Origin of the sequence: Mesorhizobium sp. C432A (assembly GCF_030323145.1) — a bacterium.
In the GTDB taxonomy this organism is placed as follows: domain Bacteria; phylum Pseudomonadota; class Alphaproteobacteria; order Rhizobiales; family Rhizobiaceae; genus Mesorhizobium.
The window spans coordinates 2,593,183-2,619,700 of the sequence record NZ_CP100470.1 but is presented as its reverse complement, the minus strand read 5'-3'; the positions used below and the strand labels follow the sequence as shown (position 1 = coordinate 2,619,700).

Genomic DNA, 26,518 nt, shown 5'->3' with positions numbered 1-26,518 from the left:
TAAAGTGACTAAGGCGCACACGCCGACTGCGGCATGGCCTCCAACCGGTAAACCTTGTCGTCCGACTTCGTCTTGCCATCCGCCGTCTTCGAGCACATATCGACGATCGCCAGGCTGCTGTTGGGATTGGCGAGCATCATGGTGCCGTTGGCGCCGCGCTTGAGGAAGATTTCCTTTTGCGCGATATCGCAGGAAAAATTGCTCATCTTCGAACTGGCCGCGCAGCGCCATTGATCCGCTTCACCCTGGCAGGAATAGGTCTGCGTGACCTTCGTCCCGTTCTTCCTGGTGGTCACCGAAACGGCGACATCGGAGCCGTCGGGCCAGTTGGCGACATCGCCTGAGGCAAAGGAGGCGAGTTCGACCGGCCCGCGGAAGACCCGGATCGATTGCGTCACCTGGTCGGGATGCGAGGAGAGATGCGCGGCATCGTAGTCTCGCCCGAAACAGAAAGGCTGGTCCGGCTTCAGTCGCTCGCGCAAGGGAGCCCCAAGCGCCGGATCGATCGGGTCGATCTTGGCGAATTCAGCCTGGCAGGTTGCGGCCGGCATCGGGTCGAGGCGGAAATTGTTGTCCTCCGAGCCCAGAGCCTGCCGGTCATATTCGGCTTCGCCCAGTTCGTCTTCCGATCCGGCGTCGAGATAGAGATCGGACGAGACATCGGTAAGGATCAGGCGGCCTTTGTCATCGAGCTTCAGCGACGCCATGGTGCGGTCGCAGTCCATGCCGCAGCGGACCGGACCTGACTTGCCGTCCTCGGACTCGTGATTGCACCAGCCGCCGGCCCATTGCGGCGCCTTGGCGCCGCGCACCGTGGTGGTGAGAAAACCGTTGTAGGAGGTGTCGGCGTTTGCCATCGGCTCTTCGTTCGGATGGCTCACCGGATCATGGCCATAGAGGAAGAAGATCCGCGCCACCTTCTGCTTTGGATGCGCCTTGAGGTGCGCCGCATCATAGACGCGGCCGAAACACGCATCGGCGCCATTCGGGCTGAGTTCGGGTAATTTAAGCGCATCGCCGGCAAGGGCCGAACTTGCAAGCGCGCCGAGCAGCACGCAGCCAAATCCAGCGCTGGCAACAACCTTCCACTTCCTGAACGCCATGTGACCCCTCCTCGCATCGACAGGACGTAACGTCAATTTATGCTAGTATCATGGCCGCAGCCATGCAATTTGCGGTGAGCGCAAGCCGAGAGGATGCCATGCGTCGACGCGACATGTTCCGGGCCAGCCTTGCCGGCGCCGCCGGCCTGTTCGGGCTGAGCCGGGCGGCCGCCGCTGAAGAGAGACCGAAGGTCGCCTATCATCTCAGCGACCTCGACAAGGTCAATTTTGTGCTCGGCAACATCAAGAACCACTATGAAGGCACCGGCGGCAATTTCGACATCGTGCTGGTCGTGCATGGTCCCGCCCTTGCCGGTTTCAAGTCGAAAGGCATATCGGCGGCGATTTCGGGACGCTTTGCCGGCCTCGTCCAGCAGGGTCTTGAGCCGCATGCTTGCGGCAACACAATGCAAAGCATGGAGATCACCCTTGCCGACCTGCTCGATGGTTTTCACGCCGCCGACAAGGGCGGCGTCGTCAAACTCGCCGAGTTGCAGCGCCAGGGCTACGCTTATCTCAGGCCATAAGCCGCCACGGACTTGAACGTGAAGGCGGTGTAAGCTTACGAAGGGAGAGCAGACATCCCGAAGGAAAAGTGCCCATGACCGCGACCGCTCTTGTCATCCCAGATCTTGCCGGCAAGGCGGTGCTGGTCACCGGCGCCTCGACCGGCATAGGTGCGGCCCTCGCGCTCGCCTATGCCGCGCAGAAATGCCGTGTCGCGCTGCATTACAATTCGAGCCGCGAGGCGGCCGAGACGCTGGCCAAGACCATCTGCGATGACGGCGGCGAGGTGTTTCTAACCCAGGGCGACTTCTCGCAGGCCGCGGATGTCGAGCGTGTCGTCGAGGAGAGCGCAGAGCATTTCGGCCGGCTCGACGGGCTGGTCAACAATGCCGGCGGCATGCTTGGCCGCGTACCTTATGCCGAGCAAACCGAGGCGCATTACGACGCGGTGATGGACCTCAACGCCCGCTCGGTGCTGACGGCGTCACGCAAGGCGATGCCATGGCTGAAGAAGCAGGGCGGCTTCATCGTCAACACCTCGTCGATCGCCGCGCGCAATGGCGCCGGCGGCGGCGCCGGGCTCTTCGGCTCGGCCAAGGCCTTTGTCTCCAATGTGACGCGCGGCATGGCCAAGGAACTGATCGGCTTCGGCATCCGCGTCAACGCGGTGGCGCCGGGCACCATCGCGACACCCTTCCATGAGCGCTATTCCACCGACGAGCAGATGAAGGGCATGGTCACCACCATTCCTCAAGGGCGTGCCGGCACGGCCGAAGACTGCGTCGGCGCCTATCTCTTCCTGTCCTCCGATCTCCTGAGTGGTTACATCACCGGCCAGGTGATCGAGGTGAACGGTGGCCAGTTGATGCCGTGAGCCGGCAATTGCATACTGCGTCTCGCAACCATGCATGTCGTGCGCACGTTTGCTGAGGTTGGAAGAAAGGGGAGAGGCAATGTACGGATTGATCGGAAAGATGCGGGCGGCGCGCGGCCAGCGCGACGCGATCATGGATGTGCTGCTCGCCTCGACCGGCGCCATGCCGGGTTGCCTGAGTTATGTCATCGCCCGCGACCCGGCCGATGCCGACGCGATCTGGGTGACCGAAGTGTGGACCGACGCCGCAAGCCACAAGGCTTCGCTGCAGCTGCCGGAGGTCCAGGCAGCGATCGCCAAGGCCCGGCCGATCATCGCCGGCTTCGAATTCCAGGTCGAGACCCATCCGGCCGGCGGTTTCGGCCTGCCCGCCATCAAGAACGAGTGACATCCCAACGCGGGGTCGGGGTCGTGAATTTCGTCCGAGACAGCGTTCGCATTTTTCTCTTCCAGGTCTAAGACCCAAACATGGACTCTTCGCCAGACCAACCGGCCGTCGAACGCATGGCGCGCATGCGTCCGGTTCGGCAGTGGCTGGTGCTGCTGATCGTCTCGCTGCTGTTCGCCGGCGCGCTGGAATACGCCGCACTGCCGGCGGCGCTGCTGATCGGCCCGATGCTGGCGGCGATCCTTGCCGGCACCAATGGCGCCACGGTGCGCGTGCCGCGGCCGCTGTTCGCCGCCGCCCAGGCCTTGGTCGGCTGTCTGGTCGCGGCGTCGATCTCCACCGACATTTTTTCGGTGTTCTACAAGGAATGGCCGCTGGTCCTTGTCGTGGTGCTGGCGACCCTTGCGGCGTCCAGCCTGCTTGGCTGGTTGATCAGCCGCTGGCGCATCCTGCCCGGCACCACCGCGGTCTGGGGCTCGTCGCCGGGTGCTGCCACTGCCATGGTGCTGATGGCCGGTGCCTTCGGCGCCGATCAGCGCCTCGTCGCCTTCATGCAGTATCTGCGCGTCATCTTCGTCTCGATGACGGCAGCACTCGTCGCCAAGATGTGGGTCGACACTTCGGGCATCGAGGTACCAGCCATCGTCTGGTTCCCGCCGATCGAACCGGCAGCCTTTGCCGCCACGCTCGGCGTGGCGCTGGTCGGCGGCCTGCTCGGCCGGTTGTGCCGGCTGCCGTCACCCTTCTTCCTCGGCACCTTCATCATCGGCACCATCGTCCATCTCGGCTTCGGCGTGGCGATGCAATTGCCGCCATGGCTGCTGGCGCTCTCCTATGCGATGGTCGGCTGGTCGATAGGGCTGAATTTTACCCGAGCGATCCTGCGTCATGCGACACGGGCGCTGCCGCAGATCGTCGGCTCTATCGTCGTGCTGATCGCCTTTTGCGGCGGGCTAGCCTGGCTGATCAGCCACGTCCTTGGTATCGATCCGCTGACCGCCTATCTCGCGACCAGCCCCGGCGGCATGGACAGCGTCGCCATCATTGCCGCCGCCGCCCAGAACGTCGACATATCCTTCGTCATGGGCTTGCAGTCGGCCCGCTTCCTGGTCGTGCTCATCGCCGGGCCGAGCATAGCGCGGCTGATGGCGAGAGCCGTCAGGGACTGAGATTCAAATATCCAGGGAAGAGGAAAAGTGCCCATGAAACGTCGTGTGAATGCCGTCGATCTCTCAGGCCGGGTCGCCGTGGTGACCGGCGGCGCGCAAGGCATCGGCCTTGCCGTCGCCCGGCGACTGCTGTCATCGGGCGCCAGCGTCGCCATCTGGGATGTGGACGAGACCGCCATGGCGAAGGCCGTTTCCGAACTCGCCCCGCTCGGCCGGGTCGAGGGTTTGCTGTGCGATCAATCGCTGATGGAGGCCGTCGACAGCGCCGCGACCGAAACCGAGCGCTCGCTTGGTCCGGTCGATCTGCTGGTAAACAATGCCGGCATCGCCGGACCGGCAGCGACGGTGGCGGATTATGATCCTGCCGCCTGGCGCCAGATAATCGACATCGACCTCAACGGCGTCTTCTACTGCTGCAAGCGCCTGGTGCCCGGCATGATCGCGCGCAGCTACGGCCGCATCGTCAACATCGCCTCGGTCGCAGGCAAGGAAGGCAATCCGAATGCCGCCGCCTATTCCGCCGCCAAGGCCGGCGTGCTCGCGCTGACAAAATCGCTCGGTAAGGAGTTGGCCGGCCACGACATCGCCGTCAACGCGCTGACCCCATCGCCCGCCCGCACCCGCATCCTCGAACAGCTCACTGAGGCCCAGGTCGCCTACATGCTGGGCAAGGTGCCGCGAGGCCGGTTCGTCGAAGTCGAAGAGGCGGCCGCGATGATCGCCTTCATGCTGTCGGACGAAAATTCCTTCACCACCGGCGCGACCTTCGACCTCTCCGGCGGCCGCGCCACCTACTGAGAAGCAGAGCTATTCCTCGCTGTCTCCGTTATCGCTGTCGGCCGCGAAGGACCAATTCAAGAGCCGCTCAGCGTCGCGGCAAGCCGGTCGGGAAGGAAATCGACGAAGGCGCGAACCTTCGGCGACAAATGACGATTGGACGGCCACAACAACCGGAACTGGCCGCGGCCGTCGACATGGTCGTCCAGCACCGTGCGCAGCAGGCCGTCACGCAGCGCCTCGCGGACCAGGAAATCGGGCATCGAGCTGATGCCGAGCCCGGCCATCGTGGCGCCCTTCAGCGCCTCCGTGTTGTTGCAGGTCAGCATCGAGCGGACCTGCGGCTCGGCGCTGCCGCCGATGAACGGCCAGCCTTGCAGCTTGCCGCTGTTGGGAAAGCGGAAGCGTATGCCGTAATGGTTCACGAGATCGTCCGGGCGGCTCGGGTTGCCGTGCTGCTCGATATAGGAGGGTGCCGCACACAACAGCAGCCGGAAGGGTGCAAGCGGCCGCGCCACCAGGCGCGAATCCGGCAGGTCGCCGCTGCGGATCGCGATGTCGACGCCTTCGTCGATGAGGTCGACGATGCGGTCGTTAAAGTCGATGTCGAGTTCGATTTCGGGATAGCGCGCCATGAACTCGGACAGCACCGGGAACAGCAAATGATAGGTCACGATCGGCGTCGAAACGCGCAGCCGCCCATGCGGTGTTTCGCGGCTGCGCGACAGCATCGCCTCGGCATCGTCGATGTCGTCGAGGATGCGCCGCACCCGCTCGTTGAACAGCTTGCCCTCTTCGGTCAGGCCGATGCGGCGCGTGCTGCGCTGAAGCAACCTTACGCCGAGATCCTGCTCGAGCCTGGCGACGCTCTTGCCGACGGCCGATGCCGAGATGCCGAGCGTGCGGCCCGCAGCGATGAAGCTGCCGAACTCAGCCGTGCGGGCAAAGGCCAGGAGCCCATTGAGGCGTTCCATCGCATCTCTCCATTCGAGCGTTTCAGTCCGATATATCTGGAGATTTAACACCATTTTTCTCGAACTGTCGCGGGCCTATCTTCCCGTTACGACCGGCGCAGCAAGCTTGCGGCAGGCCGGCGGATCCTGGTTCAGATAGGAAATCCATGACCTCGAAGACCACAAACGGCGCGGTCGCGCCACGGCTTGTCCTGTTGTCGGTATGCCTTGCCGCCATGACAATGCCCTTGACCTTCACCGGCCCGGCCGTCGCGCTTTCCCGCATTGCGGCCGACCTCGGCGGCAGCCCGATCGCGCTCAACTGGGTGACCAACGCCTTCATGCTGACCTTCGCCGCCACCTTGATGGCATCAGGCGCGCTGGCCGACAATCATGGCCGCAAGCGGCTCTTCCTTGTCGGCCTCGCAACCTATGTGCTGGCATCGCTGGGATCGATGTTTGCCCCTGATATCGTCTGGTTCGATGTGCTCAGGGCTGCGCAAGGGCTCGGCAGTGCCGCCGCCTTTGCCGGCGGCGCCTCCGCTCTTGCCCAGGAATTCGATGGGCCATTGCGGCTGCGCGCCTTCTCCTTCCTCGGCACCAGTTTCGGCATCGGCCTCGCTTTTGGGCCGATCGCGTCGGGTCTGCTCATAGATGCTTTCGGCTGGCGATCGATCTTCGTCTTGGTGGCAGTGCTCGCGATTGCAGCCGCTTTGCTCGGCCTGCGCACCATCAGGGAATCGCGCGATCCGGATGCGACCGGCCTCGACTGGGCGGGAGCCGGCACCTTTACGATCGCGCTGGCATGGCTGACCTACGGCGTGCTGCAAGCGCCGCAGAGCGGCTGGACCGATCCCCTGGTGATCGGGCTTCTCGTGGCGGCCGCCCTTTGCTTTGCCGCTTTCGTCGTCGTCGAGCGGCGCGTGCGCCGGCCCATGCTCGATCTCTCGCTGTTCCGCTTTCCCCGCTTCGTCGGCGTCCAGTTCCTGGCGGCCGCTCCCGCCTATGGCTTCGTCGTCCTGCTGGTGCTGTTGCCGATCCGCTTCATCGGCATCGAGGGGATGAGCGAGATCAAGGCGGGGCAGTTGATGATCTGCCTGTCGGGACCGCTGTTGATCCTGCCACTGCTCGCCGGCCAGGTAGCGCGCTGGATCGCTCCGGCAACGATCTGCGGTGTCGGCCTGCTTGTGGCCGCCGGCGGCCTTGTCTGGCTGAGCCTGATACCGCCTGTCGTCGCAGCGCTGGTGGCGCCGCTGATCCTCATCGGCGTCGGCATCGCCTTGCCCTGGGGGCTGATGGACGGACTTGCCGTCGGCGTCGTGCCGAAAGAGCGTGCCGGCATGGCGGTCGGCATCTTCAACACCACCCGCGTCGCTTGCGAAGGCGTGGCGCTGGCGATCGTCATGGCAGTCCTGTCGGGTTTCACGGCAGCCCAACTGGCGGCTCAGGGAACGGCATCTTCCCAGGATGCAACCGCCGCCGCGCAGCTGCTGGTGACCGGCAACATCGGCGAAGCGGCAGCCCGCTTGCCGGGTGCCGGAGCCACGGTCCTGGTCCAGGCCTATGAGATCGCGTTCGACAGGCTGCTGATCGTGCTGGCGGCAATCACCATCGTCACCGCCCTTGTCGTCTTTCTCGGCTTGCGCCGTGGATGGGCGGTGGAACACGAGACCATTGCTCTGCCGGTTTGCCAGGAAGGGTAGCTGAGCCGCGTCAGGAGATGACGAGGCTCGCTATGCGGTGGCCGTCCAGCACGAAGGTCATGTCACCCTCGCCGTTGAAGCCATTGCCTTTCACGGCAATGCGGACGCGGTAGCTGCCCTCGACCTCGGCGATGCGGACAATGCGAAGATTGGACTTCACGCCGATATTGTCCGACTGGTTCCAGCGCGCGATCTGCTGGCGGCCTTGGAAGGACCGCCCCCAGTCGGTCAGGGACGCGTCGGCTGTGAACGTGTGGAGAACGGCTTCGCTATCACCCGCATTGGTGGCCTCGATAAAGCGGCGGATAGGTTCGGGTGTGGTCATCAATCGAGCCGGTGCATCAGATCATCATCCAGCCAGCGGCCGAAGAAATAGACCAGCTGCTTGTGCCACCATGGCCAGTCATGACTGACATCGCCGCCCCAATAGTCGACCCAGGCGGGAATGGATTTGTCGCGCAGGATCTGTTCCAGCCTGCGGGTCTCGACCAGCATCCGCTCTTCCCAGGCGCCCTGCCCGCAGCAGAAGATCATCCTCAGCGACTTCAGCCGGGCAAGCAGTTTTGGGTCTACGATGCCGGGCAGATAGTCGAGCGGCGAATTGTAGAAAATGTCGCCTTCCAGCACCTTGCCGAAGAAGTCGCCCGCCGAATAGACGCCCGACAGCGCGATGACGCCGCTGGCGAGTTCGGGAAAGCGAAAGACGAAGTTCGAGGAATGATAACCGCCCATCGAACAGCCGGTGAACAGCGGCTTTAATTTGCGCCCGCCATTGGCTTGCTCGGCGGTCGCCAGAAACTCCGGCAGCGCCTCCTCGCGCACATATCGGAAATAAGCCTCGTGGCGACCGATACGGTGGGCGGCGCCGGCATGCTTGTTGAAGAACGATTCCGAATCGACGCCGTCGACCGCGAACAGCTGGATGCGGCCGGTATCGATGAATTCGGCCAGCGCTCCAACCCCTCCGGAATCCTCGAATTGGTAGAACCGCCCCTGCGACGTCGGGAACACCACCACCGGCCGGCCGGCATGGCCGTAGCGCTTGTATTCCATGTCGCGGCCGAGATTGCCGGAGAAATGCTTGTGATAGGAGATGTCCATCGCGTTCAAGCCTTTTCCGCGTGGATGTAGGCGACGGCCGCGCGCAGTGCTGCTTCGTCTTTCGAGCGCATCTGGTAGGCGTAATTTCCCATGGCGCGGCTGAAAACATTTTCTATCGGCTGATGATGGACGATCTTGTCGCGATGCGCGGCTAGCACGTCCTCATGGCTGTGCAAATAGTGGAGGTGCTGCTTGCGGCTGGCATAAGCGGTGAAATACTTGCCCTCATAAGGACCGCCGGCGGCATCCTTCACCACCATGTCCGCCCAGGCCGCGTAGACGTCGATGTCGAACGTGTAGTTGATCGCATCGGTCATCCAGGCGCCGGGCGGCCGCATGTTGACCTCAAGCGCGATGACGCGGTCGTCCTTGGTTTCGAACAGCTCGATGTGGAAGAAGCGCTCGCGCACGTCGAACGCCTTGAGGATTTTGCGGCCGGCCTCTTCGATCGCCGGTCGGACCTTGGGAAAGCAGGTGTAGCTCATGTGGCGATCCTTGTTGACCACTTCCATGATGCTCTGGTCGTAGCGGTGGCTGGCCGCCAGCACCACCTCGCCGTCACGGTTGACCAGCCCATCGAAGGTCACCACCAGCCCCTCGATGAACTGCTCCATGACGAAGGTCACGTCCTCGGGCTTGTCTCTGAAGAACTGGTCAAGTTCCCTGGCGTTGGAAATCTTGAAGGTGTTCGAGGCGCCGGAACCGGAATCGGGCTTCACCACCACGGGATAGCCGACGCGGCGGATGAAGGTCATGGCACCGGCCCGGTCGGAGCATTTGCGCTGGGCGATGGTGTCGACGCCGCTCTTGCGAAAGAATGCACGCATGCGGCTCTTGCGCTTCAAATTCTTCACGAAATCGAGCTTGGTTCCGTAGATGTTGAAGTCGGTGCGGATGTTGGCTTCCAGCTCCAGCCAATGCTCGTTGAGGGACTCGAAGCGCTCGATGCGGCCCCATTTGTGGATGAAATGACCCATCGCCCGGAACACCGGATCGTAGTCCTCCATGTCGGCGATGCGGTAATATTCCGACAGGGCCACCTTCAGCTTGCCGTCCAGCGCCTCATAAGGCGCATCGCCAATGCCCAGCACCGTGGCGCCGGCCTTCTTCAGCCGGTCGCAGAAATCGGCGCCGTTGGCGGGAAAATGCGGCGAGAAGAAAACGAAATTCACGGATGACCCCTCCGACGGCGAAGCATTGCGGGCTCGGCTACACGCAAGTCTGGCGCATTTGCCGCGCATGGGGAAGAGTGCTCGCGAGTGGTGGAATGGCAGCCCACTTGCCTGTCCATGGCGGCTCCTGTATGAACCCCGCCATGAACACGCGCGTCTCCTCCGTCGCTTCCCGTCCGACCGGCTTTGCCGGCGAGACCGTGCGCGCGCTGGCATCGACCCTGCTTCTTCTCGGCCTTATCGGCGATCGCCGGGTTCGCTGAAGGAGCGCCCGGCGGTCGAACCGCCGCTTACGCGCACGCTCCTTGGCCAGTTCAGAAATTGGCAATTCACATCAAGCGAACGAAAATCTGATAAGGCGCTGCTCGCCCTGGAATCCGTCCGAAGACCGATCCGGGAGCCGCCGGGAGAACAAGACGATGAACGCACGAGAAGACATCCGCGCCGGCGAAGCCGAAAGCGTAAAAGGCGCGGCCGGCCACATGCCGGGCGCGGCCCGAAAATACCAGCCGTATCCGACGGTCGGTCTCACCGACCGCACCTGGCCCAACAAGGTCATCGACAAGGCACCGGTCTGGTGCTCGGTCGATTTGCGCGACGGCAACCAGGCGCTGATCGATCCAATGGGTCATGAGCGCAAGGCGCGCATGTTCGCCCTGCTGCTCGACATGGGTTTCAAGGAGATCGAGATCGGTTTCCCCTCGGCCTCGCAGACCGATTTCGATTTCGCCCGCTGGTGCATCGAGGAAGGCAATGTGCCGGCCGATGTTTCGCTACAGGTGCTGGTGCAGTGCCGTCCCGAACTCATCACCCGCACCTTCGAATCTCTGAAGGGCGCCACCAACCCGATCGTGCATTTCTACAATTCGACCAGCGAGTTGCAGCGTCGCGTCGTCTTCGAGAAGGATGTCGGCGGTATCAAGCGCATCGCCACCGACGCGGCCAAGATGATCACCGACATGGCGGCCAAAGCCGGCGGCGGTTATCGCTTCGAATATTCGCCCGAAAGCTTTACCGGCACCGAGCTCGAAGTCGCGCTGGAGATATGCAACGCCGTCACCGAGATCGTGAAGCCGACAGCCGACAACAGGCTGATCATCAACCTGCCGTCGACGGTCGAGATGTCGACGCCCAACATCTATGCCGACCGGATCGAATGGATGTGCCGCAACCTGGACGACCGCGAGAACCTGCTGATCTCGCTGCACCCCCACAACGATCGCGGCACCGGCATCGCCACCACCGAGCTCGGCCTGATGGCGGGTGCGGACCGCGTCGAAGGCACGCTGTTCGGCAATGGCGAGCGCACCGGCAATGTCGACATCGTGACGCTGGCGCTCAACATGTACACGCAAGGGGTCGATCCCCATCTGGATTGCTCCGACATCAACCGGATGAAGGACGTCTACGAATATTCCAACCAGCTGAAGATCTCCGAGCGCCATCCCTATGTCGGCGAACTCGTCTACACCGCCTTTTCCGGCTCGCACCAGGACGCCATCAACAAGGGCATGAAGGCCTTGAAGAAGGCCAACACGCCGGTCTGGGAAGTGCCCTATCTGCCGATCGATCCGGCCGATGTCGGGCGCAGCTACGAGGCGATCATCCGCATCAACTCGCAGTCAGGCAAAGGCGGCATCGCCTATGTGCTGCAGGCCGACTACGGCCTCAATCTGCCGCGCAACCTGCAGATCGAGTTCAGCCAGGAGATCCAGGCGATCACCGACGCCGAAGGCAAGGAAGTGCCGGCAAAACGCATCCATGACCGCTTTATCGAAACCTATGTCGACCAGCCCGGCGCACGACTGAAGTTCCTCGACCATCACACCTATCCCGACACCGAGAAAAAGGGCCGGCGCGTGGTCGAGGCGGTGATCCTCGACAACGGCAAGGAGACGACCATCGCCGGCTCCGGCACCGGCCCGATCGACGGCTTCGTCGATGCGCTGTCGCGTCATGTTGGCGTCGACATGTCGGTGCTTGATTATTCCGAACATTCGCTCCAGCGCGGCTCGAACGCCTCGGCGATTTCCTATGTCGAGATGGAATATCCCGGCGGCAAGCTGTTCGGCGCCGGCATCAACACCAACATCGTCGCCGCCTCGCTGGAAGCCGTTGTTTCGGCCGCCAACCGGATAATCGGCCGCAAGGCCGGCTGATATTTTCCCGGGCGCCGAATGTCCGCGGCGCCCGGAAATCCGCCATTTGCCGAGGGAAATTCCGGTTTTTTGTGTCAACCACCGGCAACTATCCGGTGTGTTACGCGATCGCATAACATAAGCATGCTTGTATGGAAGTGCAGGCTCTATATGATTGCGCCTCAACCTGTGCCGACTTCGAGAGGATCGACACTTGCAGCATGCCACGCCTGCCGCCCCCGCAGTGCGCGAGACACTGGAGCGACTGCTCGCCAGCGAAACGTTCGGCCGTTCCGAGCGCGCGCGCAAGTTGCTGCGTTATCTTGTTGAGCGCGAGCAGGCCGGCGAAGCCGACAGGCTCAAGGGTTTCTCCATCGCCATGGACGTCTTCGGCAAGGACGGCGATTTCGATTCATCGACCGACGCCGTTGTCCGGGTGCAGGCAGGCCGGCTGCGCGAACTTCTCCAGCATTATTTCGCCAATGAAGGCATCGCCGAACCGGTTCGCATTGCCATTCCGCGCGGCGGCTACGTGCCGTCCTATGAGCTCAACGCCATACGCCTGCCGGTTGGGCAGGAGCCGCTTGCGGCGGCGGTAGCCGCCTTGCCCGGATCGCCCGACCAGACGGCTCTTGACGCCGTTCCCGCTGCCGCGACGGCCTTGGGGGTTACAGAACCTGGGCCTTCGCTGGCGCGCCATCTCCAGTTCTTCTGGGTCGCCATGACGCTGGTCATCCTCATGCTGGGCGTGCTCATCCTGCGCCAGGGCAGCGGCGCATTGCTTGCCAGCAGCGATCCGACCGCGGCGGTCGAGACCGCGGGCGTAACGAGCAGCATCGCATCGCCGTCGATGGAGGCCCTGCCCCTCGTCTATATCGCCGTGAAGGCCACCGGCCCCGAGGCCGGCCGCGTCGCCGCTTCGCTGCGCGCCGGCCTTGCCGGTTTCGACACGATCGACTTCATCGGCCGCGACGCCGACAGCAAGCGCGATCCGAGCACCGACCCGACCAGCTTCGTTTTCGATGTCCTGCCGGGACCAATGGCAGGTGACGTGACGCTCGAACTGCAGAGCGTGGCGACCGGCCGCGTGCTTTTGTCCCGCAGTCTGCCGGCCGCCGACAGCGCACCTGGCACCGTCGAGGATCGTATCGCCGCCATCCTCAGCTCGACCGTTCCCGCCTCCGGCCCGCTCTACAGCTACATCGAACAGAACGGCATTCAGACCGGGCTGACGAGCTGCCTGATCCTCAACGACAGATACTATCTCGACCAGAGCACCAGGACGCACGAGGCCGCCTATCGCTGCCTGGACAACCTCGCCGGCCAGGGTGCGAAATCGTCGTTGGTCTATTCGGAACTGGCCTCCCTGACCCTTGAGGCCGCAACCGATCATTACGCCTATCCGCCTGGCGCGACGGTCGAACAGGCAATGTCTTTCGCCCATCGCGCCATCCAGATGGGACCGACCAGCCCCTATGCGCACCGCGCCTATGGCTACCTCAATTCGCGCCTCGGCAACACCGAGGAATCGATCCGCTGGATGCGCAAGGCCTATGAGCTCAACCCCTACGACCTCGGCATGGCTGCCGCTTACGGCTATGGCCTGATCTTTGCCGGCAAATATGCCGAGGGAACACCCATCCTGACCCATGCCGTCGAGACGTTCAGCGGCCATCCGACATGGTGGGATTTTGGGCTTTTCGCCGGGCAATTCATGCTGGGCGAGATGAACAAGGCCGCGATAGCCAGCGAGTCGCTGCGCACGACGGCGATGAAATCGCATTATCTGGCGGCGCGGCTGATCGGCGCCAAGGCTGCCGGCCGCGAACAGCTGGCAGCCAAGCTTCTGGATGAGCTGACCACCAAATTCCCGAAATTCGCCGCCGATCCGCGCGCGGCCTTCGCCGAGCGCAAATATCCCGCCGATCTGACCGACCGGCTGGTTGAGGCGCTGCGCGCCGCGGGCCTCGGCAACGCCAGCTAGTCTTTCCGGATCGCGAAAACTTTACTGGCCATCGGTCTGGACTGGGAGCAATCCAGCCTCGATTGGAATTTCCTCTCCAGTCTTGCAATAATCGCACATTTTCATGGTCTCATCCCTCTATGTTGCCGAGCGGGGCGCCGGGCCGAAGACGGTCGTCCTGCTGCATGGCTTCGGTGGTTGCCATGATATCTGGCGCGAGGTGACCGCGTCGCTAGGGCCCGATGTCAGGACCTTGGCCTACGATCTTCCGGGACACGGACTGTCTCTCGAATTTCCTGGCAGCGGCCCGGCCAAAACAGCGGCGCGAGCGGTTCTCGCCGATATCGCCGCACGCGGGATAGCAAGGGTGCATGTCGCCGGTCATTCGATGGGCGGCGCGGTCGCCTCCCTGATGGCGCTTGCCGAGCCTGAAAGGATAGGCTCGCTGACGCTTCTGGCGCCGGGCGGTGTTGGCCCCGAGATCAACGGACCGCTGTTGCGCCGCTACGCCGCGGCCGCCGACAGACGGGAAATCCGCGCCTGCCTTGCCGCCATGTCGGGACCGCGAAGCCCGCCGCCCGAACGCATCGTTGGCGTCCTGGCGGACCTACGCCGTCGCCCGGCCAGTTGCGCAAGCTGATTGAGATATCGGCCGTCATGACCAGGAACGAGCGGCAGGGGGTCATACCCCGCGAACAGCTGGACACCCTCGACATGCCGGTGATGGTGGTTTGGGGAACGGACGATCCGGTGCTGCCCTTTACCCAGGCTGATTGTCTGCCGGCGCATTTTCATATTCATCACGTGCTCGATGCCGGCCATATGCTGGTCGAGGAAGTGCCTGATGTGGTCGCCCAGGCCGTGCGCCGAAACATGGCACGCCGCGGCAGGCGCCTGCGTCCGACATTCGAGGCCGCGGCGAGCTAACTTACTTGCGCCCCGCATCTCGCCAGTGCATTTTGCCGCCGCCTGTGTTAACTCGCAATTAACCATATCAGCGAGGCGACGCCGATGAAGGACACTGGCGAAAACATCACCCCCATCGACACCTCCCGCAAACTGTCCGACGCCGTTCGCGATGTGAAAAATGCCTTCGCCGATCGCGACGATGTCGTGGTCGACATGCGCGAGGCGCACCGGATGCGGCTTGATCTGCTCGCGGCCGAGCTCGCCCCGGTCTTTGCCGACGTGCCCGCTGACATGGACAATTTCGACTTCGTCGTCTCCTCCGGCCTGCAGCCCCGCCTGTGGATCGACGCCGTCAGCCATGTCGCCATGGGGCGCGACCGCCGCACCTACCGCTTTCTCAGGGATACCCGCATCGGCCGCGTCGTGCTCGCCGAATCGACCGATATGAAACCGGTCGCCGATCAGGTCACGCGCTATGTGGCGGAGCGTATCGTCGAGCGCCAGCGCATGATGGAGGGCGGTGTCGAGCCGGCCGTCGCCGACCTGAAACGCCCTGCGGTGGTCGAAGCGGAGCCGCCCTTGCAAGCAGCCGCGCCAGGCAAGAGCTGGTCAACCTTCTTTGCAGGCCTGGGCTTCGTCGCCGCCGGCGCGCTTGTTGGCCTGGCGGTGGCGGCCGCGCTGTTTTGGGATCGCCTGATGGCGATGAAGATCAGCTTCTGATCAACGATCTGAAGGCCTCGGTGTCTGCGCGCCGAGTTCAATGACCTGCAGGTCCGATGGCGGCAAGGCCGGCCCGGTCAGGCCGCGCCGCGTCAGGCGAATCAGCCAATTGCCCTTCTCCCCGTCAATATCGAGCAGATTGTACTGTGCCGCCGGGTTCTTGCTGCCTGGCGACTGCCCGGCGGCGGCGACGCCGACGACCGGAATCCTGGCGCCGCGCCCGCCGATGAAGAACAGCGACGGCAGATGCGAATGGCCGTGCAGCACAAGTTCGGCGCCATGCCTATGAACGGTCTTGTGGAAGCGGGAGATGCCGAACAGGCGCTTTTGCTGGGCGACGGCGCCGCGCACCGGCGGATGATGGATCATGATCACCCGCAACAGGCCGCGTTTGTTCGTTGCGTCGAGCACTGTCGCCAGCCTTTGCGCCTGACCTTCGAGGAAGAAGCCGTTGGCCATGAACGGCGCCGTGGCGCGCGCCGTCGAAACGCCGATCAGCGCGACATTGCCGCGTACGCGCAGATAGGGAAAAGCGTTGCGGTCGATCGGCGCAGTCACGCCGTCGCCGCTCATCCACGCCGCCCAGGAGCGGCAGACCTTGTCGAAGGCGCCCGGCACATAGGCGTCGTGGTTGCCCGGCACCACCGAGACATCCTCCGGCGAACCCAGCGTCTCAAGCCAGTGCTTGGCCATCTCGATCTCGCCGTCGAGCGCCAGATTGACCAGATCGCCGGTAACGGTGAGGTGGTCGGGTGTGCTCGCCTTCATGTCGGCGACGATGGTGTCGATGACGGCATCGTGCATATGGCGGCGGCGGTTGCGCTGCCAGTTGACGTAGCCGACGACGCGCTTGGACGCGAGTTCGCGATAGGTTACACCGGGAAGCGGCCCCAGATGGACATCGGAAATATGCGCGAGCCTGAACATCCTTCCTTCATAGGCGACGCGTTCCCCGCTTTCCACTCACTGTTTCCTGCCCATCCACGGTTTCGCTAGTCATGGCTATATCGGACCCGGAGCAGGCGTTTCGCCAGACCGGTTGGGCAGGCCTCAGGGCAAGGCTGTTCCATCTCTATTTCCTGCTGCGGCGGCCGATGACGCTGGGCGTGCGCGGCCTGATCCACGATCGCGCCTCGAACACTGTCTTCCTCATCCGCCACACCTACGTTCCCGGCTGGCAATTGCCGGGCGGGGGCGTCGAAGTCGGCGAGACGCTCGGTGAGGCGCTGGTGCGCGAACTGGCCGAGGAAGGCAACATCGCGCTGACAGCCCAGCCGGTGCTGAAATCGATGCATTTCAACCGCCGCTCCAGCCGCCGCGACCATGTCGGCCTCTATCTCATCGAAACCTTCAACCAGACCGCGCCGAAACTGCCGGACCACGAGATCGCCGAAGCAGGCTTCTTTCCGCTCGACCGCTTGCCGCATGGCACGACGCCGGCGACGCTGCGGCGGCTTGCCGAGGTTTTTGAAGGCCAGCCGGTATCGCCGTACTGGTAGGCTGTCAATCCGATGCTCACGCCGCCTGCCTGAACCGCGCCCGGTCGTGCGGCGCGCCATAGTCGAGCCCAGGCCCGACCGGCACGATGCGCGTCGGGTTGATGCTCTCGTGGCTGCCGTAATAGTGCATTTTGATGTGGTGCAGGTTCACCGTGCCGGCGATACCAGGCACCTGGTAGAGGTCACGCAGATAGTTCGAAAGGTTCGGATAGTCGGCTATACGGCGCAGATTGCATTTGAAATGGCCGAAATAGACCGGGTCGAAACGCACCAGCGTGGTGAACAGCCGCCAATCGGCCTCGGTGACACGCTCGCCAGTGAGATAGCGCTGTTTTGACAGTCGGCCCTCCAGCGTGTCGAGCGCCGCGAACAGCTCGCCGAACGCCTCTTCATAGGCCGCTTGCGTGGTGGCAAAGCCGGCACGGTAGACGCCGTTGTTGACGGCTGGAAAGACCAGCGCATTGACCTTGTCGATCTCGCCGCGCAGGCCTGGCGGATAGGAATCGAGAGCGGCATCGCCCCACTCGTCGAAGGCCGAATTGAGCATGCGGATGATTTCGGCGGATTCATTGGAGACGATGGTCTCTTCCTTCTTGTCCCACAGCACCGGCACCGAAACCCGGCCCGAATAGGCTGGATCGGCCTTGGTGTAGATTTGGTGCAGGAAGTCGAGGCCGTAGAGCGTGTCGCCGGTGGCGCCATCCTCGGCCAAAAACGTCCAGCCCTCAGCACCGAGGAAATGATGCACGACTGAAACCGGGATGATGTCTTCTAGCTTCTTCAGCGCGCGAAAGATCAGCGTGCGGTGCGCCCACGGACAGGCGAGCGAGACATAAAGATGGTAGCGTCCGGGCTCGGCCTTGAAGCCGCGCGTACGACCTTGCGCCGGCGCGCCGTCGCGCGTGATCCAGTCACGCCACTGCGTCTCGGCGCGGATGAACCTGCCGCTGCTATCGACATTGGCCGGACGGCCCTGCCATTTGCCTTCGACCAGCAATCCCATACGAAATCTCCTTGCGTGCCTTGGCCAATGTAGTCGCAAGGCGGCAATGCCGAAGCCGTCATCTGCTGAACAGAGCGTCACTCGTATGAAACGCCGGATGAAAACAGCCGATTGCAGCCGCCGGAAATTGATGCTAGCGGACACTCCGCATGTTCGATCTTGGCTTGATCCGGTTTGACCGACGACGAAAGGGCGCCCGCGCTTAGAAAGCGCTGACTGGCGAACGCTGCCGCTTGCAGCAACCTTTCCTCTTTATCGGACCGCGAAGACCATGAGCCTTGCCGACGTGAAATACCTGCCGGAAACTCCGGCGCATGATCCCGAAATCGAAGCCATCAACGACGAAGCCTTTGGCCCCGGCCGTTTCGTGCTGGCCGCCTACAAGATCCGCGAGACCGGCGGCCACGAGCGCTCGCTGTCCTTTGTCGCCATGGATGGCGACATCGTCATTGCTTCGGTGCGCATGACCCGCATCGCCGCCGGCGCCGGCCGCGCGCTGATGCTCGGGCCGCTTGCCGTGCGGCCCGCCTTCAAAAATCTCGGCATCGGCCGCCGGCTCGTGGCGATCGCGCTGGAGGCGGCCGCCAAGGCCGGCGCGCCGGCGGTGATCCTTGTCGGCGACGAGCCTTATTACGGCCCGCTCGGCTTCAGAAAGATCCCCCGCGGCCAGATCTCCATGCCGCGCCCGGTCGACCTCGACCGGCTGCTGTCGCACGAGATCGTGCCCGGTGCCGTGGCGCGGCTCTCCGGCGAGGTCGGCCATGCCAGCCTTGCCAGGATCGCGGAGCAGGCACCAGTGATGGCCTGAGCTCCAGGATCGGTCACGGCACCGGTCGCGATGGATCCCCATTGGTCAGGTTGCACCATGGCGGCGACCTCCGTAGCATGACCCGGAACAGCACGGAGCATGCAGCATGAACCCGAACGGCCAGATTGCGATCGTAACCGGCGGCGGCTCCGGCCTCGGCGAGGCAACCGCCCGCGCGCTGGCCGACAAGGGCGCGCGCGTCGCCATTTTCGATATCGGCATCGACCGGGCATCGAAGGTGGCGGGCGACATTGGCGGCGCCGCCATCCAGTGCGATGTGAGCAGCGCCGACAGCGGTGCGGCCGCGGTCACCGAGGTGGAAAAGAGACTTGGGCCAGCGCGCATCCTGGTCAATTGCGCGGGCATTGCCATCGGCGTGAAGACGATCGGCAAGGATGGTCCACATCCGCTCGACCAGTACCGCAAGGTGATCGAGATCAATTTGATCGGCACCTTCAACATGATCCGCCTCGTCGCCGACCGTGCCGCCAAACTCGAACCGCTGCAGGGCGGCGAGCGCGGCGTCATCGTCAACACCGCGTCGGTGGCCGCTTATGATGGCCAGATCGGCCAGGCCGCCTATGCCGCATCCAAGGGCGGCGTCGTCGGCATGACGCTGCCGGTTGCCCGCGACCTGGCGCGCTCCGGCATTCGCGTCTGCACCATCGCGCCCGGCATCTTCAAGACGCCAATGATGGCCGGCATGCCGCAGGAGGTGCAGGATTCGCTCGGCGCGGCCGTGCCCTTCCCGTCCCGCCTCGGCGAGCCGTCCGAATATGCCGCGCTCGCCCTGCATATCGTCGAAAACCAGATGCTGAACGGCGAAACCATCCGCCTCGATGGGGCAATCCGCATGGCGCCGAAATAGACGGCCATGGCGGCCGGCGCAGTGAAGACCGGTCCGCTGGCCGGCCTGAAAGTCATCGAGATGGCTGGGCTTGGCCCGGTGCCGCTGGCGGGGCTGATGCTGTCGGACATGGGCGCCGAGGTGCTGCGCATCGAGCGCACCGGTTCGGACCAACCCCTGCTGCCGCTCTCCGATGCGTACAATCTCGACCGTCACGGCCGCTCCATCCTGCGCGTCGACCTCAAGCAGGCAAAAGGCACGGAACTGCTGCTGCACCTTGTCGAAAAGGCCGATCTGTTTGTCGAAGGCTTTCGCCCCGGTGTGATGGAGCGGCTCGGTCTCGGCCCGGATGCTGCATTGGCGCGCAATCCGGCGCTGATTTACGGCCGCATGACCGGCTTCGGCCAGGACGGGCCGCTCGCAGGTCGCGCCGGCCACGACATCACCTACCTCGCCTATTCCGGTGTGTTGCATGCCATCGGCCGGGAGGAAGGCCGGCCGGTGCCGCCGCTGAATCTGATCGCCGACAATGGCGGCGGCGCCATGATGCTGATCGCCGGGGTGCTTGCAGCGCTGTTCGAGCGCTCGCGCTCCGGCAAAGGCCAGGTGATCGACGCGGCGATGGTCGAGGGCGCTTCGATGCTGGCGGCTCCCATACACGCCTTCATGTCGGCAGGTCTGTGGAGTGACCGGCGCGGCGCCAACCTGCTCGATTCCGGTGCGCCCTTCTACGATAGCTATGAGACGGCGGATGCACGCCACGTTGCGGTCGGTTGCCTTGAGCCGCGCTTCTTCGCCGCCTTCGCAAGGCTGCTGCCGCTCGGCGAGGATTTTGTCCGCGGCCAATACGACAAGGCGTTGTGGCCGGACATGCGCGCGGCCATTGCCGACAGGTTCCGGCAGAAGACACGCGACGACTGGGACGCGCTGTTTGCCGCAAGCGACGCCTGCGTGGCGCCGGTTCTGTCGCTGGCCGAAGCCAGGGATCATCCGCACAACCGGGCGCGTCACGCATTTGTGAAAGCCGGTGCGCTCGAGCGCCCCGCGCCCGCGCCACGCTTCTCGGCCTCGCAGCCGGCGCTTGCCGGCATGCCTGAAGATGACGATCAGCTGCCCCAGACTGTGCTGGCGCGCTTCGGCTTTTCGACAGCCGAGATCAAAGCGCTTGTCAAAGCCGGCATGATTGGCCAATAACTGGATTTAGAAAATCAACTTACCTGGTGAGCATTTTGGACCAGCCGAAGAAGGACGTCATACGCGCGACGGACGCCGAGGCGATCAGGCTGGCCGCAACGCTGATCCGCAGCGCCCGGTTCGGCGCCTTCGCGGTGATCGAGCCGTCGACCGGCGCACCGCTGGCCTCCAGGGTCGGCGTCGCCACCGACATCGATGGCACGCCTCTGATCCTTGTCTCGGCGCTGTCAGCCCATACCGGCGCCATCCTTGCCGAGCCGCGCTGCTCGCTGCTTGTCGGCGAACCCGGCAAGGGCGATCCGCTGGCGCATCCCAGGATAACGCTGGTCTGCCGGGCGCAGCCGCTGGAACGCGGGTCGAGCGCGCATGCCCGCGCCGAGCGGCGCTATCTCAACCGCAATCCCAAGGCAAAGCTCTATGCCGGGCTCGGCGATTTCTCGATCTTTCGCCTCGAGCCGGAGCGCGCCAGGCTGAATGGCGGCTTCGGCAAGGCCTACCTGCTCGACCGTGCCGATCTCATCACCGAGGGGTTGATCGTCGACGAGCTGGCCGCCAGCGAACAATCCGCTCTCGACCACATGAATGCCGACCATCTCGACGCCATCGCCGTCTATGCCCATCATTTCGCCAGGGTTGAAGGTGATGGTTGGACCATGACCGGCTTCGATGCCGATGGCATGGACCTGGCATCGGGCGACACCGTTTGCAGGGTCTATTTTCCGCAGCCATTGAAGACCGCGCGCGACCTGCGGCCGGTTCTGGTCGACATGGCCAAAGCCGGTCGTGCGCCAGCTACGCAAGGATAATCGTCATGAATCAAAAGCACGTCTTGAGATTTGGGCGAAATGATCTACGATTCAGGCGACGCTGAATCAGCAGCGTGATCCATAGCTGAATTATAGCAGCCAACGCTATTTGCCCCCATAGCGTTTGGATGAGCAGGAAAACATGGGGCATCGATGGTCTCGACCAAACTAATCGCCAATGCCGAATCGGCGGCGACATTTCTGACCCTTATGGGCAACGAAAAGCGGCTCTTGATCATGAGCTATCTGGCCGACGGTGAAATGTCGGTCGGCGCCATCGCCGAAAAGGTGATGCTCAGCCAGTCCGCTTTGTCGCAACATCTGGCCAAGCTCAGGGCGCTCGATCTTGTCGAGACCCGCCGCGACCGGCAGATGATCTACTATTCCTGCAAGTCCGAAGCCGTGCGCGAACTGTTGCGCATGCTGGACGGCATTTTCGGGATAGGCGACTTGTCCCAAATGGCAACGCGTCTGCGCCGCGCCGGGACTTGACCTGCAGGGCTTGACTGGCGGCTCCGATCGCTCCTTACCTCGCTGACGATTTTTCGCCGGCCGAGGTATTGATGGATCCGATCCAGATCGACGACGCGCGCGATCCGCGGGTCGCCGCCTATCTCGACATCCGCGAGCGCGATCTCACCGGCCGCCATGGCCGGTTCGTTGCCGAAGGCAAGGTGGTGCTGGACGTCCTGCTGTCAGCCGGACGCTTTGCTGCGGAGTCGGTCCTGGTTCTCGAAAACCGCCTGGCCGGGCTCCACGACATACTGCGCAAGGCCCCTGCCGACCTGCCGGTCTACGTTGCGGCAAGCGCCGTCATGGACAGGATCGCCGGCTTCCACATGCATCGCGGTATAATGGCGATCTGCAGCAAGGGCACGCCACAGCCCGCCGAGGCCTTGCTCGACACCTTGCCTGCCGAAGCGTTGATCGTCGTTCTCATCGGCATCGCCAACCATGACAATATCGGATCGATCTTCCGCAATGCCGCCGCCTTCGGCGCCGATGCCGTCTTCGTCGACGCCACCTGTTGCGACCCACTGTATCGCAAGGCGATCCGCGTCTCCGTCGGCGCCGCGTTGAAGGTGCCCTTTGCGTCCTTCGGCGACACTGAAGCTTTCATCGCGAAGCTCGGCGAGTTGGGCTTCGGCCAGGTCGCTTTGTCGCCGCGTGGTGAGGCTGACATTCGCGATGCCGCGCGACCGAAACGACTGGCGCTCTATCTCGGCACCGAAGGCGAGGGCCTCCCGGAGAGCCTGCTTGCCCGCCTGCGGACGGTGCGGATCGCGATGTCGGAAGGGTTCGACAGCCTGAATGTTGCTGCCGCGTCAGCCATTGCGCTGCACCATTTTTCGCCCTGATAGGCGTAGTCAGGCAATTTCAAGCCGGGGCTTGAAACTCAGCTCGGCAAATCTGCCTTCTGCAACGCCCGGACGCGATCGGCGAGGCTGGTGGTTCCTGACCGCGTTTCCTGCGGCGCCGCCAGCGCCTTGGCGATCGGTGAATCCGGTCCTTCGAGCTTGGCCGTCAAATGGACGACCTCAGCCGCCAGATTGTTCATCTGTTCGCGCAAGGCAGAACCGGTATCATTGCCATTGCCGGGGCCATTCCCGGGCTTCGCGGATCCAGAACCGCCAAGCTCCGCCTTCATCCGCTTGTTTTCGCGGGCCAGCGTCGTCAGCCTGGCTTCGAGCCGCTCTCGGTCGCCTTCGAGCTTGGCGAGCGTCTTGTCGATGTCCTCGTTCCTGGCGCGGGCACTGTCTTGCGCACCAACCAGGCCAGCAGCCGCGGCGGCTCCCGCAGCCTCGCCCTTCACCCGTTCGCGAAGCCGGGCCAGTTCCTTTTCGCGGCGATCGAGCTTGTCCTCGCGATCGGCAAGCGTGGCGAGCAGACGCTCGAGCTTTCTGTCGAGGTCGGCGGTTCTTTTCTTTTCGGCCTTCAAGGCATCGCGCGTGGCCTTGGCCTCGGCGACGACTTCCTGATGGCGCCTGTCGGCCTCCTTGCGCTGGCCGCGCAGCACTGAAATGTCGTTGGCAAGTTTTTCCAGCTCGGATTCGCGCGCCACCAGTTCGATCTGACGATTGCTGGAGGAGAAGGACGCGTCGTCGTACATATGTTCGAGCTTTTCCAGCTCGAGCGCGCGCTTTTCCATCATGCGCTCTGTTTGTGCAAGCCTGTCAGACAGCTGTTGTATCTGCTGCTCGCGATGCAGCAGCAATTCGTTTTTTTCCCCGAGCTCCGAAAGCGCCTGCTTCTTGTCCTTGCGCTCGACCGCCAGGCCCTTCAGCGCCTCGCGGCCGCGATTGATTTCGACGAGTTGCTCATTCGCCTGCTCACGCAGCGTCTTGATGCTGATTTCGAGCCGGCGCGTCGTCATGGCGAACTCGGCCCGCAAGCTGTCCTTGTCGGCCTGGATCTCGGCCAGCGTTCGCGGCACCGACGCCTCGACACGCTTGCGTGTCAGCACAACCGCCCGCCGCCAGATGGCCGGCGCGACCAGCAGCGCCAGAAAGCCTGCGCACAGAAAGCCGAGGGCGAAGAACAGGATCGACTGAACCAAGGTGACTACCCGTTACGGGCGGGCCGCTATCCGGCAACCGCCAAGTCTGGACTTTGCCATGTTCGCATGACGCAAATCCAGCGCTGCGGCAAGGGTTTGCCGCAGCTGCACCGGGTCAGAATCTGTTGATCGGGTCGAAGTGTGGTCGGAATCGCTCAGAAGGGATTCCAGGTCGGCCTCTGCGTCAGCTTCAGATAGCCGAGATTGACGCCAAGCCGCGCGCCGACGCCGGTGCGGATCGGCACCAGCAGCACCCTGTTGTTCTGCAGCACGTTGAAGCCGACGCCGGCCACGACATAGGCCGAACCGGCAACGCCGCCGAACCGATTGTAGAGATTGCTGACGTCGTCGAGGTTATAGACGAGCATCATCACCCGCGATCCCTCGCCGCCGAAATCCCAACCGAGCGAAGGCCCTTGCCAGAACACCTTATGGTCGCCGGCATTCTTGGTGTAGAGCGTACCTTCGCCATAGGTCAGGCCCCCGATCAGCGCGCCGGATCCCTCTTCGCCGAGCAGATAGCCATTGGGCAGGCCGTAGGAGGCAAAAATCTTCTCGACGACGGTTGCGAGACCGCCCGACGTCGCGCCGAAGAACTTGTGACCGGAATCGACGATCTCCTGAGCGGTGTATTCCTGTGCCCGCGACGCAGAGGTTGAGAATGCGAGAGCGCCCATCAGGGCAATCGCCATGAAGAAGACGCGGACAAACGTCCGGTCGTAGAATCGGGAAACCATGCTTCCAATCTCCGTCAGGGAGCACTTTCGCCGACGCCTCGCACCCCGTCCGGCTCTTTAGGCGACCGTTAAGGATGACTGTTACGGGCAAACTATGCCGTAATCCTTTTTCAACCATTAACCTCCCACATGAACATGGCGGTTCGAAGGCTGTTTCTGACTGTCTGCACGGGCTCCCACCCTGTGCAAAGATGCCGTTTTTCTCACAAGAATTGTGGATTGTTGCTGCACGCTCGGGCGCTGTGTATTCAGTATGCCTGGGGGAGAGAGCGTGATTCGGGTGGTGAGCGTGGCTGTCGGCCGCGCGGCCACCAGGATGTGAATTTTAGCAGGGATTTTTCGCCGATGGCTGAGCTTTTCTCTCTCTCCGCACCCGATCTCGCAGCCTTGTTGTGCAGCCGAGTCTGCCACGACATCATTTCGCCGGTCGGCGCCATCAACAACGGCCTTGAACTCCTGGACGAGGGCGGCGCCGACGAAGACGCCATGAAACTGATCCGGCAGAGCGCCAGAAACGCTTCGGCCCGCCTGCAATTCGCCCGCATCGCCTTCGGCGCCGCCGGTTCGGCCGGCATGATGATCGACACCGGCGATGCCGAGTCCGTCGCCATCGCCTTCCTGAAGAACGAGAAGCCGGAATTGATCTGGAACGGGGTTCGCGCCCTGCTGCCCAAGAACAAGGTCAAGCTGCTGCTCAATTTGCTGCTCGTCGCCAATGCTGCCATCCCGCGCGGTGGCAGATTGGTGGTCACGCTGGAAAACCTCGACACCGAGCCGCGCTTTGCGCTTGCCGCAAGCGGCCCGATGCTGCGCGTGCCGCCGAAATTCCTCGAGCTCCATTCCGGCAACAAGCCCGAGGAGCCTATCGACGCCCATACCGTCCAGCCCTACTACACGCTGCTGCTGGCGCGTGAGGCCAACATGACGATCTCGATTCATGCGACCGCCGAAGAGATCGTGCTGTCCGCGGCTTGAGCGAAGCCGTTCGGCAGGACGTCCGAGCATCAAGAACAATCAAGTATCTTTTCCCGCTGATATTTGCGGCAATTCAGAACAGGAAAGTTTCATTGCCGGCAATGCCCCTGCCGAATGGGGCTGCAGACGACATGTTTGTAAAAACTTTACCTAACGGCTTTTCTGCTTCTTTACCAGATCGGCCTAGTGTGCATCCCGATACCCGGATGCCGCCGGTTCGCCCCATGGCAAAGAGGACCCGGAAATGAAGCGCTGCATGTTTGTCGACGATTCGAGCGTCATCAGAAAGGTTGCAAAACGGATTCTTGGCGGCTCCGACATGGTGGTGATCGAAGCGGCAACTGGACTTGATGCTGTTGAGATGTGCGCTGCCGAGATGCCTGATGTGATTGTCGTCGACGGCGCCCTGCCGGACATGCAAGCGGTCGACGTCATTCGCCAGGTTCGCGCCATGGAGAGCACGATCAAACCGCAGATTCTGATCTCGCTGGTCGAGGTCGATGTTGCCTCGATCATGAAGGCAAAGCGCGCCGGCGCCCAGGGTTATCTGTTGAAGCCGTTCAACCGGCCGCAACTGCTCGAACGTTTTCGTACCTTGAAGGTTGCCGCCTGATT

General features: G+C 63.3%; 27 protein-coding genes and 1 pseudogene. 19 read left to right on the top strand and 9 right to left on the bottom strand.

Annotation, left to right across the window (positions count from 1 at the left end):
* Nucleotides 1-8 precede the first annotated feature (8 nt).
* On the bottom strand, nt 9-1,103 hold the full coding sequence (locus tag NLY33_RS12660; protein WP_023705940.1) for a hypothetical protein: 1,095 nt from the start codon (nt 1,101-1,103) through the stop codon (nt 9-11).
* Between the two features lie 98 nt (nt 1,104-1,201).
* Here NLY33_RS12660 and NLY33_RS12655 point away from each other — a divergent pair, with 98 nt between their 5' ends.
* The 5 genes from NLY33_RS12655 (at nt 1,202) to NLY33_RS12635 (ending at nt 4,839) form a co-directional block, all read left to right on the top strand.
* Nucleotides 1,202-1,630, top strand: a complete 429-nt coding sequence (locus NLY33_RS12655; protein ID WP_023705941.1) for a DsrE family protein — start codon at nt 1,202-1,204, stop codon at nt 1,628-1,630.
* Between the two features lie 74 nt (nt 1,631-1,704).
* Nucleotides 1,705-2,484: an SDR family NAD(P)-dependent oxidoreductase gene (locus NLY33_RS12650; protein WP_031195893.1), complete on the top strand. Its 780-nt coding sequence runs from the start codon at nt 1,705-1,707 to the stop codon at nt 2,482-2,484.
* 79 nt (nt 2,485-2,563) lie between these two features.
* Nucleotides 2,564-2,872: a putative quinol monooxygenase gene (locus NLY33_RS12645; protein WP_023691624.1), complete on the top strand. Its 309-nt coding sequence runs from the start codon at nt 2,564-2,566 to the stop codon at nt 2,870-2,872.
* An 80-nt stretch (nt 2,873-2,952) separates the two neighbouring features.
* The gene (locus tag NLY33_RS12640) at nt 2,953-4,041 is read left to right on the top strand and encodes an AbrB family transcriptional regulator (RefSeq protein ID WP_023705943.1); all 1,089 of its coding nucleotides are present in this window, start codon (nt 2,953-2,955) and stop codon (nt 4,039-4,041) included.
* 45 nt (nt 4,042-4,086) lie between these two features.
* Nucleotides 4,087-4,839 (top strand): SDR family NAD(P)-dependent oxidoreductase, encoded by a 753-nt coding sequence (locus tag NLY33_RS12635; protein WP_023669968.1) that lies wholly within the window; start codon nt 4,087-4,089, stop codon nt 4,837-4,839.
* A gap of 56 nt (nt 4,840-4,895) precedes the next feature.
* Here the strand turns inward: NLY33_RS12635 and NLY33_RS12630 are convergent, their stop codons facing one another.
* Complete coding sequence (locus tag NLY33_RS12630; protein WP_023669967.1) at nt 4,896-5,792, bottom strand: LysR family transcriptional regulator; 897 nt, start codon at nt 5,790-5,792, stop codon at nt 4,896-4,898.
* A gap of 146 nt (nt 5,793-5,938) precedes the next feature.
* Here NLY33_RS12630 and NLY33_RS12625 point away from each other — a divergent pair, with 146 nt between their 5' ends.
* Nucleotides 5,939-7,474, top strand: coding sequence for an MFS transporter (locus tag NLY33_RS12625; RefSeq protein ID WP_023705944.1), 1,536 nt, complete (start codon nt 5,939-5,941; stop codon nt 7,472-7,474).
* A gap of 10 nt (nt 7,475-7,484) precedes the next feature.
* On the opposite strand, the gene NLY33_RS12620 is transcribed toward NLY33_RS12625, so the two are convergent.
* The 3 genes from NLY33_RS12620 to NLY33_RS12610 are packed head-to-tail and all read right to left on the bottom strand — an operon-like array spanning nt 7,485 to nt 9,747.
* Nucleotides 7,485-7,799, bottom strand: coding sequence for a nuclear transport factor 2 family protein (locus NLY33_RS12620; protein ID WP_031192978.1), 315 nt, complete (start codon nt 7,797-7,799; stop codon nt 7,485-7,487).
* The gene (locus tag NLY33_RS12615) at nt 7,799-8,575 is read right to left on the bottom strand and encodes an esterase family protein (RefSeq protein ID WP_023705945.1); all 777 of its coding nucleotides are present in this window, start codon (nt 8,573-8,575) and stop codon (nt 7,799-7,801) included. The genes NLY33_RS12620 and NLY33_RS12615 overlap by 1 nt, the downstream gene beginning before the upstream one ends.
* A 5-nt stretch (nt 8,576-8,580) precedes the next feature.
* On the bottom strand, nt 8,581-9,747 hold the full coding sequence (locus NLY33_RS12610) for an ATP-grasp domain-containing protein (RefSeq protein ID WP_023705946.1): 1,167 nt from the start codon (nt 9,745-9,747) through the stop codon (nt 8,581-8,583).
* Nucleotides 9,748-10,229: 482 nt separating this feature from the next.
* Between NLY33_RS12610 and leuA the strand changes: the two genes are divergently transcribed.
* From leuA to NLY33_RS12590, 4 genes and pseudogenes are all read left to right on the top strand, one after another.
* Nucleotides 10,230-11,906, top strand: a complete 1,677-nt coding sequence (gene leuA / locus NLY33_RS12605; RefSeq protein ID WP_023683640.1) for a 2-isopropylmalate synthase — start codon at nt 10,230-10,232, stop codon at nt 11,904-11,906.
* Nucleotides 11,907-12,099: 193 nt separating this feature from the next.
* Entirely contained in the window at nt 12,100-13,869 is a 1,770-nt protein-coding gene (locus NLY33_RS12600) for a tetratricopeptide repeat protein (RefSeq protein WP_023705947.1), read from the top strand.
* 103 nt (nt 13,870-13,972) lie between these two features.
* A pseudogene (locus NLY33_RS12595) lies at nt 13,973-14,775 on the top strand (alpha/beta fold hydrolase).
* Nucleotides 14,776-14,859: 84 nt separating this feature from the next.
* Nucleotides 14,860-15,477, top strand: coding sequence for a hypothetical protein (locus NLY33_RS12590; protein ID WP_023686189.1), 618 nt, complete (start codon nt 14,860-14,862; stop codon nt 15,475-15,477).
* Here the strand turns inward: NLY33_RS12590 and NLY33_RS12585 are convergent, their stop codons facing one another.
* Entirely contained in the window at nt 15,478-16,404 is a 927-nt protein-coding gene (locus tag NLY33_RS12585) for a metallophosphoesterase family protein (protein WP_023695843.1), read from the bottom strand.
* 71 nt (nt 16,405-16,475) lie between these two features.
* Between NLY33_RS12585 and NLY33_RS12580 the strand changes: the two genes are divergently transcribed.
* Nucleotides 16,476-16,976, top strand: a complete 501-nt coding sequence (locus tag NLY33_RS12580; protein WP_031195895.1) for an NUDIX domain-containing protein — start codon at nt 16,476-16,478, stop codon at nt 16,974-16,976.
* 16 nt (nt 16,977-16,992) lie between these two features.
* On the opposite strand, the gene NLY33_RS12575 is transcribed toward NLY33_RS12580, so the two are convergent.
* Entirely contained in the window at nt 16,993-17,979 is a 987-nt protein-coding gene (locus NLY33_RS12575) for a glutathione S-transferase family protein (RefSeq protein ID WP_023705949.1), read from the bottom strand.
* 271 nt (nt 17,980-18,250) lie between these two features.
* Between NLY33_RS12575 and NLY33_RS12570 the strand changes: the two genes are divergently transcribed.
* The 6 genes from NLY33_RS12570 to NLY33_RS12545 all read left to right on the top strand — a co-directional run bounded on the left by NLY33_RS12570 (nt 18,251) and on the right by NLY33_RS12545 (nt 22,992).
* Entirely contained in the window at nt 18,251-18,787 is a 537-nt protein-coding gene (locus NLY33_RS12570) for a GNAT family N-acetyltransferase (protein ID WP_023669955.1), read from the top strand.
* Nucleotides 18,788-18,893: 106 nt separating this feature from the next.
* A complete protein-coding gene (locus NLY33_RS12565) occupies nt 18,894-19,655 on the top strand; it encodes a 3-hydroxyacyl-CoA dehydrogenase (protein ID WP_023705950.1) in 762 nt (253 codons plus the stop codon).
* Between the two features lie 6 nt (nt 19,656-19,661).
* Nucleotides 19,662-20,828 (top strand): CaiB/BaiF CoA transferase family protein, encoded by a 1,167-nt coding sequence (locus NLY33_RS12560; protein WP_023705951.1) that lies wholly within the window; start codon nt 19,662-19,664, stop codon nt 20,826-20,828.
* Between the two features lie 35 nt (nt 20,829-20,863).
* Nucleotides 20,864-21,634 (top strand): HugZ family pyridoxamine 5'-phosphate oxidase, encoded by a 771-nt coding sequence (locus NLY33_RS12555; protein ID WP_023705952.1) that lies wholly within the window; start codon nt 20,864-20,866, stop codon nt 21,632-21,634.
* 153 nt (nt 21,635-21,787) lie between these two features.
* On the top strand, nt 21,788-22,126 hold the full coding sequence (locus NLY33_RS12550) for an ArsR/SmtB family transcription factor (RefSeq protein WP_023669951.1): 339 nt from the start codon (nt 21,788-21,790) through the stop codon (nt 22,124-22,126).
* 71 nt (nt 22,127-22,197) lie between these two features.
* Complete coding sequence (locus NLY33_RS12545) at nt 22,198-22,992, top strand: TrmH family RNA methyltransferase (protein ID WP_023705953.1); 795 nt, start codon at nt 22,198-22,200, stop codon at nt 22,990-22,992.
* A gap of 38 nt (nt 22,993-23,030) precedes the next feature.
* Here the strand turns inward: NLY33_RS12545 and NLY33_RS12540 are convergent, their stop codons facing one another.
* Together NLY33_RS12540 and NLY33_RS12535 are read right to left on the bottom strand one after the other, a co-directional pair.
* The gene (locus NLY33_RS12540) at nt 23,031-24,191 is read right to left on the bottom strand and encodes a coiled-coil domain-containing protein (RefSeq protein WP_023705954.1); all 1,161 of its coding nucleotides are present in this window, start codon (nt 24,189-24,191) and stop codon (nt 23,031-23,033) included.
* Nucleotides 24,192-24,346: 155 nt separating this feature from the next.
* Nucleotides 24,347-24,883 carry a DUF1134 domain-containing protein gene (locus tag NLY33_RS12535; protein WP_245259859.1) on the bottom strand — a complete coding sequence of 179 codons (537 nt, stop codon included), beginning with the start codon at nt 24,881-24,883 and terminating at the stop codon, nt 24,347-24,349.
* A 390-nt stretch (nt 24,884-25,273) separates the two neighbouring features.
* On the opposite strand from NLY33_RS12535, the gene chpT reads away from it, so the two are divergent.
* Nucleotides 25,274-25,903, top strand: coding sequence for a histidine phosphotransferase ChpT (chpT, locus tag NLY33_RS12530; protein WP_023669947.1), 630 nt, complete (start codon nt 25,274-25,276; stop codon nt 25,901-25,903).
* A gap of 244 nt (nt 25,904-26,147) precedes the next feature.
* Entirely contained in the window at nt 26,148-26,516 is a 369-nt protein-coding gene (locus NLY33_RS12525) for a response regulator transcription factor (protein WP_023669946.1), read from the top strand.
* Nucleotides 26,517-26,518: the final 2 nt, after the last annotated feature.